This is a genomic window from Maribacter sp. (assembly GCF_039974175.1).
Classification (GTDB): domain Bacteria; phylum Bacteroidota; class Bacteroidia; order Flavobacteriales; family Flavobacteriaceae; genus Maribacter_C.
The window spans coordinates 316,628-334,117 of record NZ_JBDWJN010000010.1 but is presented as its reverse complement, the minus strand read 5'-3'; the positions used below and the strand labels follow the sequence as shown (position 1 = coordinate 334,117).

The window sequence follows — 17,490 nt, the reverse complement described above, 5'->3', positions numbered from 1 at the left end:
TGCCAAATACAATTGAAAAAATATTTTTGCACAATTACCTACTCCCCTCATGATGGTTTTTATTACTTTTGCCAAAGCCTTATTTCGGCGGCTTGAACACCATGAAACACGCTAGTATACTATTTTTATTTGTCTTCTGCAACCTAACATTGTTTGCGCAAACTACCTTAGAATATAAACTACATGTAGGAGATGCATTCGTCGTTCAACAAAACGCGCATCAAACAATTGTGCAAGAAATGGATGGGGCCACTCATGAGCTTACCAATGAAATGAATGGCCTTCTAGAATTCAAAGTAGTTGAAGAAAGAGATAGCACCTACGAAATCGCTTTGGCATTTAAAGATTTGAACTTATTAATGAATTCAAGCATACAGGGTGAATTGATGAATGTAAAAGCCAAAGAGGTTACGGAAGGCGACATGCAATCTCAAATATTCAACAGCTTGCTCGACACCCCTGTTCAAATTATTCTTTCAAAGACCGGTGACATTCTCGAAGTAAATGGTGGCGATAGTCTCGTAATTAAAATGGCTGATGCTTCTGGTGTAGAAGATGACTTTTCATTAAATATGATGAAAAAGGGATTGGAAAAAGAATTTGGTTCTGAAGCACTATCGAACAGCTACAAGCAGTTAACCTATATTTATAGTGATAGCCTAGTTAAGGTGGGAGATACTTGGCACAATGAGTATTTTGGTAAGTTAAACGCCAAAAATACTTGGACTTTAGAGGCCATCAACGATACCACAGCAACCATTAACGGAGTTGCAGATGTTGTAATGAAAGCTAATGAATCTGGTACGGTTATGAACTTAAGCGGAACACAGACCACCGAAATACAAACCGATATTGAATCTGGTTTCATTGTAAAAATGATTGTTGAAGGTCAATCAAAAGGGGCCTCCACTATGGTACAATTGGGTGATCAAAAAATTCCGACCAGCATAACATCAAAAATTACCTACGAACTAATCAAAGACTAACATATGTTTAATAAAATATTCAAGCTCATCATCGCCGGGCTTATTATCGCCTACGCGGGATATCAATTTTATGAAGGTGAAATAGGCAATGGTATTTTCCTTATCCTGCTTTCATTCATATTTATTTTCCTGTATTTTAGAAATGAAATAATTCTCTTGGCATTTCTACGAATGCGGAAACAAGATTTGGCAGGCACCCAAAAATGGTTGGATAAAATTAAAAACCCAGAAGCAGCTTTAACTACAAAGCAGCAAGGGTATTATAATTATTTGCACGGAATCATCTTTTCACAAACCAATCTTACCCAAGCTGAAAAATATTTTAAAAAAGCCCTGAAACTGGGACTAACTATGGATTATGACCTTGCCATGGCTAAATTAAGTTTGGCAGGAATTGCTATGCAGAAGCGTCGCAAAAGGGAAGCCACCATGTTACTTAAGGAAGCCAAAAAGTTGGATAAGAATAATATGCTGACCGAACAAATTAAAATGATGCAGCAACAAATGAAGAAAATTTAGTATTTCAACGGGCACGGTAACGAAATACTGAGGAAAAGTAAATCCCAAATTCCAATGCTTCAGATGTTGGAATTTGGGATTTACATTTTGTTAGCTACTACTTGTAATAACCCTTGTTCGGAATTTCAATGGTATATTTCTTCCCCGACTGATTGTTCAAGTGGGGTTCGCGTAACCACGGATTGTGTCGCTTTAGTACCTTATAGTTGATACCGTACTCCTTGGCAAAATCGGCAAAGTTCGCAACCGGTTTATTCACTTCAACCGTAAACGTAGGCACTGCAGAATATAGGTCCTCTTTTTGAATATCAAACCCATACTTTTCAGGGTGGCTTAAAATTTCCTTGATGGCCAGGATGCGAAAAACGTAACGGCCGGTTTCCTGCCCCAATAACAGATCATAGTAATCATTCACCTTTTGTATGCCTAAATACTTATCTACCGAACCCGTACCGGTATTATAGGCAGCAGCAGCCAATGTCCAAGTGCCATATTTCTTTTTGTACTTATTCAAATACCTGCAGGCTACTTCGGTTGATTTCTCTAAATGATAGCGTTCGTCAACGTTGGCGTTAATCTCCAATCCGTATTGTTTTCCAGTGGCTTTCATAATTTGCCAAAAACCAGTAGCTCTTGCACTAGAAACCACATTCTCCAATCCGCTTTCCGCCACTGCCAAATACTTGAAATCTTCAGGAATTCCATTTTTCGCTAATATTGGTTCTATAACTGGAAAATATTTATGGGCACGTTTCATCAACAGCAAGGCGTTTGATTGCCAATAGGTATTTACTAGAAACTCCCGATCTATACGCTCCATAATTTCGGGGTCTTCTTGCGGCACCGGTTCGCCAGCAAAATTTAAATCTTCAGGAATGTCGATAGCAGATATGCGATATCCCTCTGAAACATTTTTTTCAACTTCATGTTCGGCCACATCATTTACATCATCGGCTTTCGATTGCATGGCAAATAGCAATGTGCTTATTACAAAAAGGACACCAAGCCCCATCAAAATATTCTTTAAAAACTTCATTCCAATTTATTTATTCCGTTTTTCAAATGTATAGAATGTCTCTTAATTCCATCCTATATACAACTCCATTATTCTAAAATAATTGTAGGCAAATGCTCATTAAACCACTTCGCACGATGAATGATCATCGTATGGGTTCCATTTTTAACCCGAATGCAATCCTTTATATTACCAATAGGAAAAACATTGTCTTTCTCCCCATGAATATGCACAAGACATTCGGGGCAGTATTCCTGTTTCCAGTTCACGATTTGATCTATAGACCAATCTATATAATATTTATCCTTTATAGAAAGGTATTCCTCATAAAGTTCTAGCCGTTTGTTCACCGTCTCACCAAAAGCATATTTAGCCAAAAGTTCTACGTTGTTCACCAAGCCGGTCGGTAGTAACTTGTGCACTTTGGTATACTTTGCGAACAGCATTCGTTTGGGCAATTCTGATTCGTGCTTGACGCTTGAAACCACAATTACCTTTCTCGTACGTACATGTCTTGCCATTTCCTGAACGAGCATTCCACCGAAGGAAACACCAACCAGTACGATATTTTCGTGAGAAATGCTTTGTGTCATTTTCAAAGCATATTCTGAAAGCGTCATATCCTTGTCAGGAACGAACCAAGACAACAAATGCTGCACAAACTGGTCTTCTGGAAGTTGTATATGCTTAAAAATTGAGGGATTCGCAGCCATTCCTGGCATAAAGTAAACATGAATCTTATTGTCAATCATATAATGCAATACAGGGTTTTAATAGGAAATTCGCATTTTTTTTACTACTTTTGTACTCTGCTTTGAAAAAAGCCCCAACGATATAACTTTTGTAAAAGTAGATAAAATTACGGTTCGAGAACCCCGTAATTTTTTTGTCTTAAACCAACTTTAAAATCAGACTATATGAATGAAGTAGAAATTAAAGACAACAGTTTCTTGCGTCAATTTGAAACAAATTTTGACGGACACTTGGCTAAAATCGAGTATTCATCGCAAGAACGGAAGGTCTTTTTAACCAAACTGGTGATTCCTGAAGCAATTACCAAAGAAGATTTCAGAGAGGATTTTATCAAATCCGTTTTACATCACATTCAAGAGAAAAACCTTAGAGTTGTACCTACCAGCCCCCAAATTGCAGGTTTTCTAAGAAAAAATAGACAGTACAAAGAAATGTTACCAGTTGGCATACGAATCTAACAGTACGTTTCTAAGAAAAGTTAAACCTCCACTATGGAGGTTTTTTTATGCGTATTATTTTGAAGCCTTGGTCACTAAGAAGTGTGTCTGAGCACAGTAACAAAACATCAGCAATTGCGGCTAATTAGTTCAACTCCACTCCAGATGACAGTGCGGTAGCTTCAACAAAGGCAAACCGTACATGCCCATCGGCATCTATTTCAGAGAGCTCCACTTCGTGAAGTGTATTCACCAGTTCAGGATTCCATGGCGCCTTTACCTTTACATAATTCTCAGTAAAGCCATGAATATACCCTTCTTTATTTTCACCTTCGAATAAAACAGTTCTTGTAGTACCTAATTGGCTTTCATAAAAAGCCCTCCTTTTTTTGACTGAAAGTCCGCGTAGCATCTTGCTTCTTTTGCTGCGCACATTCTTGGGTACCGCAGCTTCCATTTCAGCTGCAGCCGTATGATCACGTTCAGAATACGTAAAAACATGCAAATACGAAATATCGAGTTCGTTCAAGAAATTATAGGTTTCTAGAAAATGGGCATCAGTTTCCCCCGGAAATCCTACAATTACATCTACACCGATACAGGCGTGAGGCATGGTATCTTTTATTCTTTTAACACGGTCAACATACAAATTACTCAAATAGCGCCTGCGCATGGCTTTAAGAATGGCATCACTACCACTCTGCAAAGGAACATGAAAATGGGGCACGAATGAACTGCTATTGGCCACAAAATCAATCGTCTCATTTTTCAAAAGATTGGGTTCTATCGAAGATATTCTTAAACGATGAATTCCGTCTACGGTATCCAAGGCCTTTACCAAATCTAAAAAAGTATGCTCATGCTTTTTGTTGCCAAACTCTCCCTTGCCGTAATCTCCAATATTTACTCCTGTTAAAACAATCTCCTTGATACCTTTCTTAGCTATCTCAGCAGCGTTTTTAAGCACATTTTCTACGGTATCACTCCTAGATATTCCACGGGCCAAAGGAATGGTGCAGTAGGTACATTTATAATCACAACCGTCTTGCACCTTCAAAAAGGCGCGTGTTCGATCGCCAATTGCATAACTTCCCACATAGAAGTTCGCATCTTCAATCTCACAGGAGTGTATTTCGCCCATATCATTTTTTGACAGGTCGTTGATATAATCGGTTATTTTGAATTTTTCTGTTGCACCCAAAACCAGATCGACACCATCAACGGCAGCCAATTCCTCTGGTTTCAATTGGGCATAGCAGCCAACAGCAGCCACAAAAGCATCAGGATTCACCTTCTGCGCCTGTTTCACAATGGTTTTAAAACGTTTGTCGGCATTCTCGGTAACCGAACAGGTATTGATCACATACATATCGGCATTTTCCGTAAAATCAACACGCTCAAAACCTTCTTCGACAAAACCTCTGGCTATCGTAGAGGTTTCTGAAAAGTTTAGCTTGCAGCCTAAAGTGTAAAATGCGACTCTCTTTTTCACTTTTCCTAAATTAATAGTTTCGCCATTTCTTAGTCAATTCGAAGACCTGTTCTAAAATTTTGGCCTCCTTATCATCAAATTTCACACCTCTTCTAGCCATCATTACCTCGGCAGCTTCAAAAGCTTTTCTGGGTAGGTAACTTGAAAACCCCGACGCACCACCCCAGCTAAAGCTTGGAACGAAGTTCCTGGGAAATCCTGGCACATAGATATTGCAGTTGACACCAACCACCGTACCTGTGTTGAACATAGTGTTGATTGCCGATTTGCTATGATCGCCCATCATAAGTCCGCAAAACTGTAAACCCGTATGTTCGAACTTTTCCGTAGCATAGTTCCACAGACGAACTTTTGCGTAGTTGTTTTTTAGATTTGAATTGTTCGAATCTGCACCAATATTGCACCATTCTCCCAAGACAGCATTACCCAAATAACCTTCATGGCCTTTGCTTGAATAACCAAAAATCACGGTATTGCTTACCTCACCACATACTTTTGAATGTGGACCAATAGTAGTCGCACCATACATCTTTCCTCCCATTTTTACGGTGGCATTATGACAAAGTGCAAATGCTCCACGAATGAGGCTTCCTTCCCAAACTTCAGCCTCTTTTCCAATATAAATAGGTCCGTCTGTTGCATTGAGAATACTAAATTCAACTTTGGCGCCTGCCTCTAAAAATATCTGATCGGAATTGATCAAATTATTCGTACTTGAAATTGGCTGACTTTTTCTTCCGGCGGTAATAAAATCAAAATCTGCTTGAAGTGCTTCCTTATTCTTTGAAAAGATATCCCAAGTATTTTCTATGCGAAGAACATCACCTTGATATGCTATTCTTTTATATGCCGATACATCAAGCGTATCTTGAACTTCTTTAGAGCAACATGCTATCAGGTCGTCACCATAAAAAATGGCTTCATTTTGGTCTAAGGCCTTCACCAATTGAACCAATTCTGCGTTGGGGAGAAAAGAGGCGTTTATCAACACATTCTGTTCCAACTTCACCATGGGGTATTTCTCTGCCAAGTATTCCTCCGTAATCGTGGAGGTAGTACCCGACAAATACTTTTCCCATTTCTCACGAATGGTAAGGATTCCAATACGAATATCTGCTACGGGTCTAGTAAAGGTAAACGGAAGCAAAGCATCACGTACAGGGCCATCAAAAAGAATGTAATTCATCAAGTTAAATTTTGAGCAAAATTAACAAAAAACGCCTCCGATACTAGGTATCAGAGGCGTAAGGTATATTTTATCTTTAAAATACGGTCTATTCTTCTTCTTTGCTCGCTTCAGCCTCAACTTTTGGAGCTTCTTCAGCCACAGGTGCAGCTTTTTTCTTGAATTTATCGTATTTGCTCTTGAACTTATCAATTCGACCTGCAGTATCCAAAAATTTGGCTTTGCCGGTGTAGAAAGGATGTGAAGTTCTTGAAATTTCTAATTTCACCAAAGGATATTCAACACCATCAACTTCCAATGTTTCCTTTGTATCCGCTGTAGATTTTGTCAAAAACACCTCATCGTTTGACATGTCTTTGAAGGCTACGAGCCTATAATTTTCTGGGTGTATCCCTTTTTTCATCGTAATAAACTTTAACGCACCCATTCCAACAGGCACTGGTTTTAAGGCTGCAAATTTAATTCTTTTTATTTAATCCGCAATTTAAAATAATAAAAAAGAAAATCTAAAAATCGTAACTTGAAGATGTAACAAAAGTCAGTTTCTCGCAACTAACCAAAGTAACAACCTAAAAACAATATAAAATGGAAGAAAATCAACCAAAAATTGGAAAATTCTCATGGACATGGGGGATAATTCTAGGGCTTGCCGGCATCGTATTTTCCTTAATGCTCTATTTTGCAGAAATGCACTATGAGCAAAGCTGGACCATACGGATCATCAGCATATTATTGATACTAGGCGCAGTAATTATCGCGACTAGTCAGTACAAAAAGGCCAACTCAGGGCTGCTGTCGATGTCAGAAGCATTAAAGTTGGGGGCCGGTATCGGTTTGGTCGGTGGTATTATTGGGATGGCCTTTTACGGCTTGCTCACCAATGTTATTGAACCCGATTTTATGGATAAGGCAATGGCTATTGCTAAAATCGATGCAGTCGCCAAGAACCCAAATATGACTGATGAACAATGGGCACAAGGTGTGGAAATGCAGAAAAAATTCGCATGGCTTGCTTACCCAATTGGTATCATTATCAATGTGGTAATGGGCTTAGTCATTGGTTTGATTACAGGCCTGATCATGAAAAAACAAAAAAATACAATTTAACTTCAAAATTGTACTTTTGAAAAGACAAGCAGAAGTACACAATGAATTTATCAGTAGTAATTCCCTTACTTAACGAAGAAGAATCACTAAAAGAACTTCATGATTGGATTGCAAAGGTTATGCAATCCAATCATTTTTTATATGAGATTATTTTTATCGATGACGGCAGCACCGATAGTTCGTGGGATATTATCGTAGGTTTAGCAAGAGAGCATCCTTCCGTTAAAGGTATTCGATTTCAGCGCAATTTTGGCAAGTCACAGGCACTGCATGCTGGTTTCAATGCGGTAAAGGGAGATGTTATAATAACAATGGATGCCGATCTGCAAGATAACCCAGACGAGATTCCTGAATTGTACAACATGATTCGAGAAGAAGGCTATGAGCTCGTATCGGGTTGGAAGAAAAAACGATACGATTCTGTATTGTTTAAAAACATGCCTTCAAAACTTTTTAATTGGGCAGCACGAAAAACCTCAGGCGTAAAATTGCATGATTTCAATTGCGGACTCAAAGCCTTTGACCGCAAAGTGGTAAAGAATATTGAAGTTTCAGGTGAGATGCACCGGTATATTCCCGTACTGGCAAAAAATGCCGGCTTCTCAAACATCGGCGAGAAAGTGGTACGACACCAAGCTCGTAAATACGGAAAAACAAAATTTGGGATGGAACGATTTATCAATGGGTTTCTAGACTTAATAACCATATGGTTTGTTTCAAAATTCGGAAAACAGCCTATGCATCTTTTTGGCGCATGGGGGGTCATTATGTTTATCATTGGCTTTGGCTTTGCCATCTTTCTAGGTGTTGACAAACTTTTTATCAACCCGGCTGGTAGACTAATCACTTCAAGACCTCAGTTTTTTATAGCGCTAACGGCTATGTTGATAGGCTCGCAATTGTTCTTAGCGGGATTTTTGGGAGAAATGATAATTCGTTCACGTAAAAACGAAGCACGCTATTCTGTTTCCGACGAAATCAATTTCACACAAAAAGAAGAGCAATATTCTTCTTAAATTTACACCTTAAAACACGATACGCATATGGAAGCCATTCTGGAAACTGCCAAAAGTTGGTTAACTGATTTTTTTGATGATGATGTACGGCAGGAGGTACAAAACCTAATCGACACCGATACCGAAGAACTCAAAGACCGTTTTTATAAGAATATGGAGTTCGGCACCGGCGGAATGCGCGGAATGATGGGGGCCGGAACGAATCGCATCAACAAATACACCTTGGGAAAAAGTACGCAAGGGCTTAGTAATTACCTTAGAAAAACATATGCAGAACAAGATCTAAAAGTGGTAATTGCTTATGATTGCAGGCACAATAGTGACACCCTGGCAAGAACGGTAGCTGAAGTATTTTCAGCCAATGGAATCAAAGTTTTTCTCTTTTCAGAATTGCGCACTACACCCGAACTATCTTTTGCCGTGCGACACTTAAATTGCCATGCCGGTATTGTTTTAACCGCCTCTCACAACCCCCCAGAATATAACGGATATAAGGTATATTGGACCGATGGTGGGCAAATCGTGCCGCCACAAGATGGAGCGATCATCTCGGAAATCAATTCGCTTTCTTTTCAGGATATTCAGTTTGCTAAAGACGATAGGTTGATTGAAGTCATTGACAAAGATGTGGACGAAGCCTTTATATCCGAATCTGTTGCCAAAGGAAACTTCAATGCTCCTGGAAAAGATGATTTCAAAATTGTATTCACCTCCCTACACGGAACTTCAATTACTGCTATACCAGAAGTTTTAAAACGTGCTGGGTATACGAATGTGACCATCATAGCCGAACAGGCAAAACCTGATGGGGCATTTCCTACAGTTGTCTCACCAAATCCGGAAGAACCAGAAGCATTGTCTATGGCCGTGGCAAAAGCCGAAGAGATAGGAGCCGATATGGTGGTAGGTACCGATCCAGATAGTGATCGGTTGGGTATTGCCGTGCGCAACCTTGAAGGTAAAATGGAAATCGTAAACGGAAATCAGGCGATGGTCTTAATGACTAAATTTCTTTTAGACCAACAAAAGGAAAAGGGGTTTCAAGGAAATGAATTTATTGCCACAACAATTGTTTCTACACCCATGATGGAAGTTATGGCTAAAGCGTACGGCGTAGAATTTAAAACCGCATTAACCGGATTCAAATGGATCGGCAAAATGATTAAAGACTTTCCGCAATCTAAATTTGTTGGCGGTGGTGAAGAGAGTTTTGGATATATGGTGGGCGATTTTGTGCGTGACAAAGATGCGGTTACCTCTACCCTACTCGCTTGTGAAATTGCAGCCCAGGCCAAAGCCAACGGTAGTTCCTTCTATAAAGACCTGATAGCTTGTTACGTTGATTACGGATTATATAAAGAACATCTGGTTGCCTTGACAAAAAAAGGCATGAGCGGTGCTGAGGAAATTAAACAGATGTTAAAAGATTTCAAAGAAAATCCTGTCGCCTCTGTGGCGGGGTCTAAAGTAAAATGGATTGAGGATTACAATACTTCTGTCGCCACAAACGTACTTACAGGAGCAGAAAAATCAATAGATTTACCCAAATCTAATGTTTTAATTTATGAGACTGAAGATGGAACTCGAGTCGCAGCAAGGCCAAGTGGCACCGAGCCCAAGGTAAAATTCTATATTAGTACGAACGCTCAACTCGATAGCGCCGAAGACTTCAAAAGAGTCAATGCGGCTCTTGACACCAAAATTCAGACCATCCTTTCGGAACTCCAATTGAGTTAATGGAATATTTTAAAAAAATTCTGCGTTTCGCAAAACCATATGCTAAATATGGTTACCTGAATGTTTTTTTCAATATTCTGTACGCCTTGTTTAGTGCCTTGTCTTTTGCTGCATTGATTCCTATGCTGAATGTACTGTTCGACAAAGACAAACCCATTACCGAATTACCAGAATACAAAGGCCTCGGAGGAGCTAAAGATTATATCATGGATTATTTGGGTTACCACGTAACCGAATATGCGGGTGAGGATAAAATGAAAGGTTTGGTGCTCGTAATAGGGCTTATTTTGGTGTTGTTCTTACTTAAAAATCTTTTCAATTATCTCGCTATGTATTTCATCACCTTTCTTCGAAATGGCGTTTTGAAAGACATTCGCAATCGCATGTATGAAAAGATTACCGAACTGCCTATTTCGTATTATTCTGAAAAAAGAAAAGGAGATGTCATCGCAAGAATAACCTCTGATGTTTTAGAAATTCAACACTCTTTCCTTTCTATTTTAGAGCTTATAGTTCGCGAGCCACTTACGATATTGTTTACCATTCTCATCATGTTCGGTATTAGTGGCAAGTTGACTCTTTTTGTTTTTATATTTATTCCTATTGCCGGAGGTATTATATCATGGATTGGCAAATCATTGAAAAAACAATCAGATGATGTTCAAAAAGAACAGGGACATTTTTTATCTATTGTGGAAGAAACTTTAGGGGGATTGCGCGTCGTTAAAGCTTTCAATGCCGAGTCTAAATTCTACAAGACCTTTTCCAATTCTACCAAACGATTTTTCGATTACAGCAATAAACTTCTTAACCGTCAGAACTTGGCTTCTCCTACCGGAGAGTTTTTAGGTATTCTTGTTATCGGAGTATTGCTGTGGTTTGGAGGCAAAATGGTTATTGTAGAGGAATCTTTAGATGCAGCCTCCTTTATAGCATATATGGGTTTAGCTTATAATATTTTAACCCCAGCGAAGTCAATCAGTAAGGCATCTTATGGGGTCAAAAAAGGAAATGCCGCTGCAGAACGGGTCTTGGAGATTTTGGAAACCGACAATCCAATAGCTGAAATTGAAAATGCAATCGAAAAAACGTCTTTTGAGAAAGGTATTTCCCTTGAAAATATATCCTTCAAATATGAGGACGAATATGTGTTAAAAAGTTTCAACCTAAATGTTCCAAAGGGTCATTCTGTCGCCCTTGTAGGACAATCAGGAAGCGGAAAAAGCACTATTGCCAACTTGGTAACTCGCTTTTACGATGTCAATGAAGGAGAAATTAAAATTGATGGTGTAGATATTAAAACCATGTCTAAAAGATCATTGCGTAACCTAATGGGGCTGGTTACTCAAGATGCCATCCTATTCAATGATACCGTTAAAAATAATATTGGCTTAGGGAAAGAAAACGCCTCCGAAGAGGAAATAATAGCAGCAGCTAAAATCGCCAATGCTCATGAATTCATTGCGGAGCTACCTGAAGGTTATCACACCAATATCGGCGATAGTGGTAACAAACTTAGTGGCGGTCAAAAACAACGATTATCTATCGCTAGGGCTGTTTTAAAGAATCCACCGATAATGATTCTAGACGAGGCAACATCAGCTTTGGATACCGAAAGTGAGCGTTTGGTGCAAGATGCATTAGAAAAGATGATGCGTAATCGTACGTCAATAGTGATCGCTCACCGACTATCTACTATTCAAAATGCAAACACTATTGTTGTACTTCAAAAAGGGCAAATTGTGGAACAAGGTTCCCATGAAGAATTGCTGAAAAAAAATGGCACATACAAAAAATTAGTGGAGATGCAATCGCTAGCCTAATCAAGCCGTGGCTACAAAAACATATCAAAGTACATAGTTTAATAGGAGGGTAAATGCCGCGAACTGTACTGCAAAGGCAAGGCATAAATTAAACCTTTCCGTAAATTTATAGTCAAAGTTCAGAATTCAAACTAACAACTATTTGATAGCTGAAGCAGATTTAGTAGATCAACTAAAAGATCCAAATGCCCAATCGAAGGCCTTTGAGGTGTTGGTAAACACCTACAAACAAAAGCTCTATTGGCATATTCGTAGAATTGTATTGAATCATGACGATACCGATGATGTGTTACAAAACACCTTTATCAAAGTATATCGAAATATCGGTGGATTCAAAGGGGAAAGTAAATTGTATTCTTGGATGTATCGCATTGCGACCAATGAGGCGCTGAGTTTTTTGAAATCTAAATCAAAGAAACAAGGAATTAGTAATGAAGAATTACAAAATCAAATGCTGAGTAATTTACAGGCAGATGTGTATTTTGAGGGAGATGAAATTCAACTGAAACTACAAAAGGCAATTGCAACACTACCTGAAAAGCAAAAATTGATTTTTAATATGAAGTATTTTCAGGAACTGAAATATGAGGAAATCTCTGATATCTTAGAAACCTCGGTAGGGGGGTTGAAAGCTTCCTATCATTTGGCAGCAAAGAAGATTGAGGCCTATTTGAAAGATAATTAAACCTTTTAAGCCGCTGATAGTCAAAGAAAAGTAATGAAAGAATTAAATAAAAATAATCCGTTTAAAACACCCGAGGGTTACTTTGAGAACTTTACAGATGGTCTTTTGGATAAATTAAGTGAGGAAAAACTCAATTTACCAAAAGATGACGGTTTCGCAGTTCCTGAAGATTATTTTGACGGACTGCATAAAAACATACAGCAAAGACTAGACGCGGATGAAACTAAGGTTGTTCAATTGCATCCGTATAGAAAATACTATCTAGCGGCAGCCTCAATTGCAGCCATAGTGCTACTCTTCTTTGGGTTTAATTGGAACACCCCAAAAGAGTTAACTTTTGACGATATAGCAAGCGCAGACATTGAAAGTTATTTTGAATCGAATGAATTAGGGTTGACAACCTATGAAATTGCAGAAGTACTGCCTGTAGATGAATTAGAAATTAACGAAATACTTGAAAATCAATTCGATGAAGAAAACGTAATCGATTATTTAAATGAAAACGTTGACGATATCGAAGACCTAAACCTCGAAGATTATGAATAAAAAAATACTCATACTGATTGCCTTTCTGGGCCTTACCGCCAATTTTTATGGGCAACGAAGGCCGGGCATGGAAAAGATAAAATCACTAAAGGTTGCTTTCTTTTCCGAAAGGTTAGATTTGTCAAGTTCAGAAGCTGAAGCCTTTTGGCCAGTGTATAATGCCCATGAAAAACAAATGAATTCTTTTCGAAGAATCGAACGCACAGAATTTCGTGGTAAGCTGCAAAATCTGGAGGCAATGTCTGACAAAGATGCTGAAAAACTGTTGCAAAAGTATATGGATTTACAAGAAAAAAAGCAGCGTGAACAACAGTCGTTCGTAGCAGAAATGAAGGGAATACTCTCTGCAAAGAAAACCATTCTGTTATTGAAAACCGAAGAGGATTTCAAAAAACAACTTTTAAAACAATACCGTCAAAGGCGTGGTGGTGGATAGCAATAAGCACGAAATTCGATGAAATACGTAAAAAGAGGCCTTTTGGCCTCTTTTTACGTTAAACCCACAGTCGTATTGAGAGTCAAAGAGATATAACATACCCTGAATTAAACTCAGGTCTAAAATCAATACCCCATGAAAAATTTAAAACTCGTTTTAATTGTTCTATTAATGTTAGGAGGAATATCTCAGGCTACTGCACAGCGAAAAGTGGTAAAAGTATATCCAAAACACGGTACGATAGTTACCAAGGTTCACAAACCAAAAATTATAGTCCACAAAAAGGTCAATTTTCATTTCTCAGATGGCGTTTGGTATAAACCTCAAGGAAGACGTTTTGTAGTTTGTGCGGCACCTATTGGCGTTCAGATAAGGCGCCTGCCACGAGGTAGGAAGGTTGTTATGTTAAGCAACGGAAGGAAAGTATACAAATACAAAGGCGTTTGGTATAAGAAAAAGGGAAGAGGATACGTCGTTGTTACCGTATAGTCCAAATCGTTTGGCTATAGCAGGCTGTCTTTATATTAAAATACAAACGTCATTCCTGCGCTTTGCTCGTAATGACGTTTGTTCTTAGCAAATAATACAGACTGCTTACGCAGCGAACTATTGGGGTCGTAAAGACGCATAAAGTAGTTTCTAGCCCGTCGCTTTTATTCGAACATCAGCTTCGCTATGCTATTTCTGCCGGCAGCATAGGCGATAGAATCATTTAGAAATCGAACCGTATAAAAAGAGGCGTCGGAAAGTTGTTTCCAGGTCATACCCCTATCAGAGGAGTACGCTATTCCTGTAAATCCAATAGCAACCATTTCTTTTCCTTCAGAATTGGGCACAAATTGCACACAGCTTTTGTATTGTGGATTTTGACCATCAGCAATGAGTTGCCATGTTTTACCACCATCAGTTGTAATGGCTTTATTCGCCCTATTCGCATCAGGATTGGTATAATCGCCGCCTATAGCAACACCCAAATTTTCATCATAAAAGTCAATGGAGTAGATACCTTGAGCCTCTTCTACATGCAGAATGGGCGTTTCGAAGGCTTGCCAAGTTTTGCCTTTATCAGGCGAAAATAGAATGCGTTTGGTTGTCGCTACCCATGTCTTGGTACCTATCGTCTTGATATTTGTATCACTGGCAGCGAAAGCTCCTTCTCCATCGATTGCTTCAGGAAGTATATTACATGACAGTTTGTTCCACGTTTTACCGCCATCCCTTGTAACTATGATCGAAAAACATCCATTTACCGTATCTCCAACTGCAATACCCTCCTTATCGTTCCAAAAGGTCATGGCGTCGTAGAAAACGCCCTCCCCTTCTTCTTTATAAACCAACTGCATACGACCTTCATCACCTGTTTTATAAAGCAATGCCGGACTGCCAATGGAAAGCATAAAAAAGTCGGTGGAGGTATGACCAACCGCTCGAAACGCGGGTACTATGCTGTCATACCGCTGCGTGTTTGTCATCACTTTACCGGTTTCCAGAGCTATAGTACCAAAAGTTCCTCTGTTTGCAGCAAATGCCAAGCTATTGCCCATGAGTTCAATGGCCCGTACACTTAAAGAATCTTCGTAAATAGATTCTATTTCAACGGTATTGAAAGGGGGTTTCTTTGTTGTCTCCACACACGAAGATATGAGGAGTATAATGGGTAGTAGAATGAAGTTGCGCATCTTCAAAAATACCATAAAATTCAAAGCTCTTTTTTCAGCGCTTTGATATCTGTGACCAATTGGGCTATCGATGCCCTATTCAGTCCATTGTAAATTCCGCGTATGTGTTTGTTCTTATCAATCAGTAAGAAATTTTCTGTGTGAAGAAAATCATTTATGTCTTTGGGAACTCCTAAGTCATTTTCAACAAAATATTGATTTCTTCCGAGCTCATAGATTGCCGTTTTGTCGCCTGTAGCCAAATGCCATTTACCATCAACAATAGCGTTCTTCTCTGCGTATTTTTTAAGTATAGCTACCGAATCTATTGATGGTGTAACAGAATGAGACAGCAGGGCTATTTCATCATCATTTTTGAATTCTTCTTGTAATTTCAACATATTACCCGTCATTTTCAAACAAATACCCGGGCAACTCGTAAAAAAGAAATCCGCTATATAGATCTTGTCATCAAATGTCTCTTGTGTTATGGTATCTCCCAACTGATTCACCAATTTGAAATCGGGAATCTTATGAAATTGCTTCTCTTCGTCACTATTCGGAGTTATCCAATGGGGTGTAAAAGAAGCGTCCTTGTAGTACGGCAGATTTTCAACGCTATTAGTCTCAGTCATTGCAGTTTGCTCTTTCTTTGTTTCTTGCTTGCAACTTACAGCAAGTGCGAGCAAAGAAATCAGCATATAACGCCCACTATTTACTTTGAACAACTGTTTCATCTTCCAATTGATAACATGAATTTGCTCTGCGCATACCAAAAATGCGACCATTTTTAGCTTCATAATTAACATATAAAGTACCATTTTCTAGCCATCCTTTTTGCAGCCCTTTCTCCTGACCCTCAAAAAGCTGTCGTTCTTTGGCAAGTTGGCCAGTGGGATACCATTTTTTCTCCACCCCATGCATTTTACCGTTGTAGTAATAAGCTTCTGAGCCCAATACCCCATCTTCCCACCAGCTTTTATAGCTACCAGTCAATCGGTTTTGCTTGTAATACGATTCGACGCGTAGCACACCATTTTCAGACCATCGCTTGGCAACACCTTCTCGCTTTCCTTTGTAAAAACCTAGCTTTTCGGCTAAAATACCATTGGCATGGTACTGTAGAGAATACCCATTGTAGGGCTGACTATTATAGTACCACTTTCCCTCCAATTGATTGAGCACAAGTTCCTTTTTCAACACCTCTGTGCCATCGATAACAATTTGGTCGTCAATAGTGCTTTTGGTATCGAAGGTTTCTTTACAGCTAAAGCTAGTGCAAAAAAGTAACGCTAAGACAATGAAATTTAAAAGTTTCATATTATTCAATTAGTAGCCCTGATACGGACCAGCGAAAGCCAAATAAGATCCGGTTGTGGAATAGATTTCATTAATAATATGATAGTGGTACTCTTCTTCACCGTCGGTATATTGTGTTGTTGTAGTATGACCTCCGGAGGCATCTAAATCAGTTGGATACGTACCAGTAGCGCTACACTTTCTTCCATAGAGAAAAACACCATCTAATAAAATTCCGACTAAATTCTCATCGTCATCGGTAAAAGCCTTTGGCTCCAAATGATAGTGATATACCCCTGGTCCGATATGGGCACCGGTCCAATCTAAACTAACAGCTGCCTGATCTAAGGGGCCACCACCTTCTTGGTCATTAAATATCGCCGACCCACTAACGGCTATGCCAACCGTACCTAGCTGGGTCGCCACTGTGCTTCCTGTTAAATTAGGAATAGCATCTACAGTAATAGTAGCTGCATTATTGTTACTGGAAATTATACTTGGTGTCGTCTGAACATCAGGCTCTTCGCGATATAGATTATTCCCCACACCCCAATACACCGTTTCATGATTGGGTAAACCTGTAGTTTCAATAACCACATTTGAACCATCTATAAATATGGTGGTCGCATCCTCGTTAAATGCTGCAAAAGCCGCGTGAAGTTCGGTAACCGTATCTTCATCACCTTGAGTATCATCGTCATTGCTATCGTTGCTACATGCAATAAATGCAAGTATTGAAAATAAAATGACGGGAAGAATTGAGGCCAAACTTTTAAAATTATTTTTCATGGTACT

The 17,490-nt window shown here is 39.0% G+C and carries 20 protein-coding genes; 11 read left to right on the top strand and 9 right to left on the bottom strand.

From position 1 onward, the window contains the following. Positions 1 to 101 precede the first annotated feature (101 nt). Together ABJN95_RS10485 and ABJN95_RS10480 are read left to right on the top strand one after the other, a co-directional pair. Positions 102 to 986: a DUF6263 family protein gene (locus ABJN95_RS10485; RefSeq protein ID WP_348370351.1), complete on the top strand. Its 885-nt coding sequence runs from the start codon at positions 102 to 104 to the stop codon at positions 984 to 986. A 3-nt stretch (positions 987 to 989) separates the two neighbouring features. Beyond that, positions 990 to 1,505 (top strand): DUF2892 domain-containing protein, encoded by a 516-nt coding sequence (locus tag ABJN95_RS10480; protein WP_348370350.1) that lies wholly within the window; start codon positions 990 to 992, stop codon positions 1,503 to 1,505. Between the two features lie 97 nt (positions 1,506 to 1,602). On the opposite strand, the gene ABJN95_RS10475 is transcribed toward ABJN95_RS10480, so the two are convergent. Beyond that, the gene (locus ABJN95_RS10475; protein WP_348370349.1) at positions 1,603 to 2,541 is read right to left on the bottom strand and encodes a lytic transglycosylase domain-containing protein; all 939 of its coding nucleotides are present in this window, start codon (positions 2,539 to 2,541) and stop codon (positions 1,603 to 1,605) included. 68 nt (positions 2,542 to 2,609) lie between these two features. Further along, the gene (locus ABJN95_RS10470; RefSeq protein WP_348370348.1) at positions 2,610 to 3,272 is read right to left on the bottom strand and encodes an alpha/beta hydrolase; all 663 of its coding nucleotides are present in this window, start codon (positions 3,270 to 3,272) and stop codon (positions 2,610 to 2,612) included. A 165-nt stretch (positions 3,273 to 3,437) separates the two neighbouring features. Here ABJN95_RS10470 and ABJN95_RS10465 point away from each other — a divergent pair, with 165 nt between their 5' ends. Then, positions 3,438 to 3,731, top strand: a complete 294-nt coding sequence (locus tag ABJN95_RS10465; RefSeq protein ID WP_348370347.1) for an N-acetyltransferase — start codon at positions 3,438 to 3,440, stop codon at positions 3,729 to 3,731. Positions 3,732 to 3,855: 124 nt separating this feature from the next. On the opposite strand, the gene mtaB is transcribed toward ABJN95_RS10465, so the two are convergent. The 3 genes from mtaB to ABJN95_RS10450 form a co-directional block, all read right to left on the bottom strand. Continuing rightward, the gene (mtaB, locus tag ABJN95_RS10460; protein WP_348370346.1) at positions 3,856 to 5,202 is read right to left on the bottom strand and encodes a tRNA (N(6)-L-threonylcarbamoyladenosine(37)-C(2))-methylthiotransferase MtaB; all 1,347 of its coding nucleotides are present in this window, start codon (positions 5,200 to 5,202) and stop codon (positions 3,856 to 3,858) included. A gap of 10 nt (positions 5,203 to 5,212) precedes the next feature. Next, on the bottom strand, positions 5,213 to 6,388 hold the full coding sequence (locus tag ABJN95_RS10455; RefSeq protein WP_348370345.1) for a GlmU family protein: 1,176 nt from the start codon (positions 6,386 to 6,388) through the stop codon (positions 5,213 to 5,215). A gap of 88 nt (positions 6,389 to 6,476) precedes the next feature. Beyond that, a complete protein-coding gene (locus tag ABJN95_RS10450) occupies positions 6,477 to 6,791 on the bottom strand; it encodes a type B 50S ribosomal protein L31 (RefSeq protein WP_348370344.1) in 315 nt (104 codons plus the stop codon). A 182-nt stretch (positions 6,792 to 6,973) separates the two neighbouring features. Between ABJN95_RS10450 and ABJN95_RS10445 the strand changes: the two genes are divergently transcribed. The 8 genes from ABJN95_RS10445 (at position 6,974) to ABJN95_RS10410 (ending at position 14,227) form a co-directional block, all read left to right on the top strand. Further along, positions 6,974 to 7,495: a DUF4199 domain-containing protein gene (locus tag ABJN95_RS10445; RefSeq protein ID WP_348370343.1), complete on the top strand. Its 522-nt coding sequence runs from the start codon at positions 6,974 to 6,976 to the stop codon at positions 7,493 to 7,495. A gap of 41 nt (positions 7,496 to 7,536) precedes the next feature. Next, complete coding sequence (locus tag ABJN95_RS10440) at positions 7,537 to 8,511, top strand: glycosyltransferase family 2 protein (protein ID WP_348370342.1); 975 nt, start codon at positions 7,537 to 7,539, stop codon at positions 8,509 to 8,511. Between the two features lie 27 nt (positions 8,512 to 8,538). Further along, on the top strand, positions 8,539 to 10,248 hold the full coding sequence (locus tag ABJN95_RS10435) for a phospho-sugar mutase (RefSeq protein ID WP_348370341.1): 1,710 nt from the start codon (positions 8,539 to 8,541) through the stop codon (positions 10,246 to 10,248). Beyond that, on the top strand, positions 10,248 to 12,071 hold the full coding sequence (locus ABJN95_RS10430) for an ABC transporter ATP-binding protein (RefSeq protein ID WP_348370340.1): 1,824 nt from the start codon (positions 10,248 to 10,250) through the stop codon (positions 12,069 to 12,071). Before ABJN95_RS10435 ends, ABJN95_RS10430 begins: the two co-directional genes overlap by 1 nt. Positions 12,072 to 12,213: 142 nt before the next feature. Continuing rightward, the gene (locus tag ABJN95_RS10425; RefSeq protein WP_348370339.1) at positions 12,214 to 12,756 is read left to right on the top strand and encodes an RNA polymerase sigma factor; all 543 of its coding nucleotides are present in this window, start codon (positions 12,214 to 12,216) and stop codon (positions 12,754 to 12,756) included. A 33-nt stretch (positions 12,757 to 12,789) separates the two neighbouring features. Further along, positions 12,790 to 13,302, top strand: a complete 513-nt coding sequence (locus ABJN95_RS10420; RefSeq protein ID WP_348370338.1) for a hypothetical protein — start codon at positions 12,790 to 12,792, stop codon at positions 13,300 to 13,302. Further along, on the top strand, positions 13,295 to 13,738 hold the full coding sequence (locus ABJN95_RS10415) for a hypothetical protein (protein ID WP_348370337.1): 444 nt from the start codon (positions 13,295 to 13,297) through the stop codon (positions 13,736 to 13,738). Before ABJN95_RS10420 ends, ABJN95_RS10415 begins: the two co-directional genes overlap by 8 nt. Positions 13,739 to 13,873: 135 nt before the next feature. Continuing rightward, positions 13,874 to 14,227 (top strand): DUF6515 family protein, encoded by a 354-nt coding sequence (locus ABJN95_RS10410; RefSeq protein ID WP_348370336.1) that lies wholly within the window; start codon positions 13,874 to 13,876, stop codon positions 14,225 to 14,227. Between the two features lie 164 nt (positions 14,228 to 14,391). Here the strand turns inward: ABJN95_RS10410 and ABJN95_RS10405 are convergent, their stop codons facing one another. From ABJN95_RS10405 to ABJN95_RS10390, 4 genes are read right to left on the bottom strand one after another with little or no spacing between them, the layout of a single operon-like run. Then, the gene (locus ABJN95_RS10405; RefSeq protein ID WP_348371714.1) at positions 14,392 to 15,417 is read right to left on the bottom strand and encodes an oxidoreductase; all 1,026 of its coding nucleotides are present in this window, start codon (positions 15,415 to 15,417) and stop codon (positions 14,392 to 14,394) included. A gap of 20 nt (positions 15,418 to 15,437) precedes the next feature. Continuing rightward, the gene (locus ABJN95_RS10400) at positions 15,438 to 16,133 is read right to left on the bottom strand and encodes an SCO family protein (RefSeq protein ID WP_348370335.1); all 696 of its coding nucleotides are present in this window, start codon (positions 16,131 to 16,133) and stop codon (positions 15,438 to 15,440) included. Further along, on the bottom strand, positions 16,108 to 16,716 hold the full coding sequence (locus ABJN95_RS10395; RefSeq protein WP_348370334.1) for a hypothetical protein: 609 nt from the start codon (positions 16,714 to 16,716) through the stop codon (positions 16,108 to 16,110). Before ABJN95_RS10395 ends, ABJN95_RS10400 begins: the two co-directional genes overlap by 26 nt. Before the next feature lie 9 nt (positions 16,717 to 16,725). Further along, entirely contained in the window at positions 16,726 to 17,484 is a 759-nt protein-coding gene (locus ABJN95_RS10390) for a YHYH protein (protein WP_348370333.1), read from the bottom strand. Positions 17,485 to 17,490: the final 6 nt, after the last annotated feature.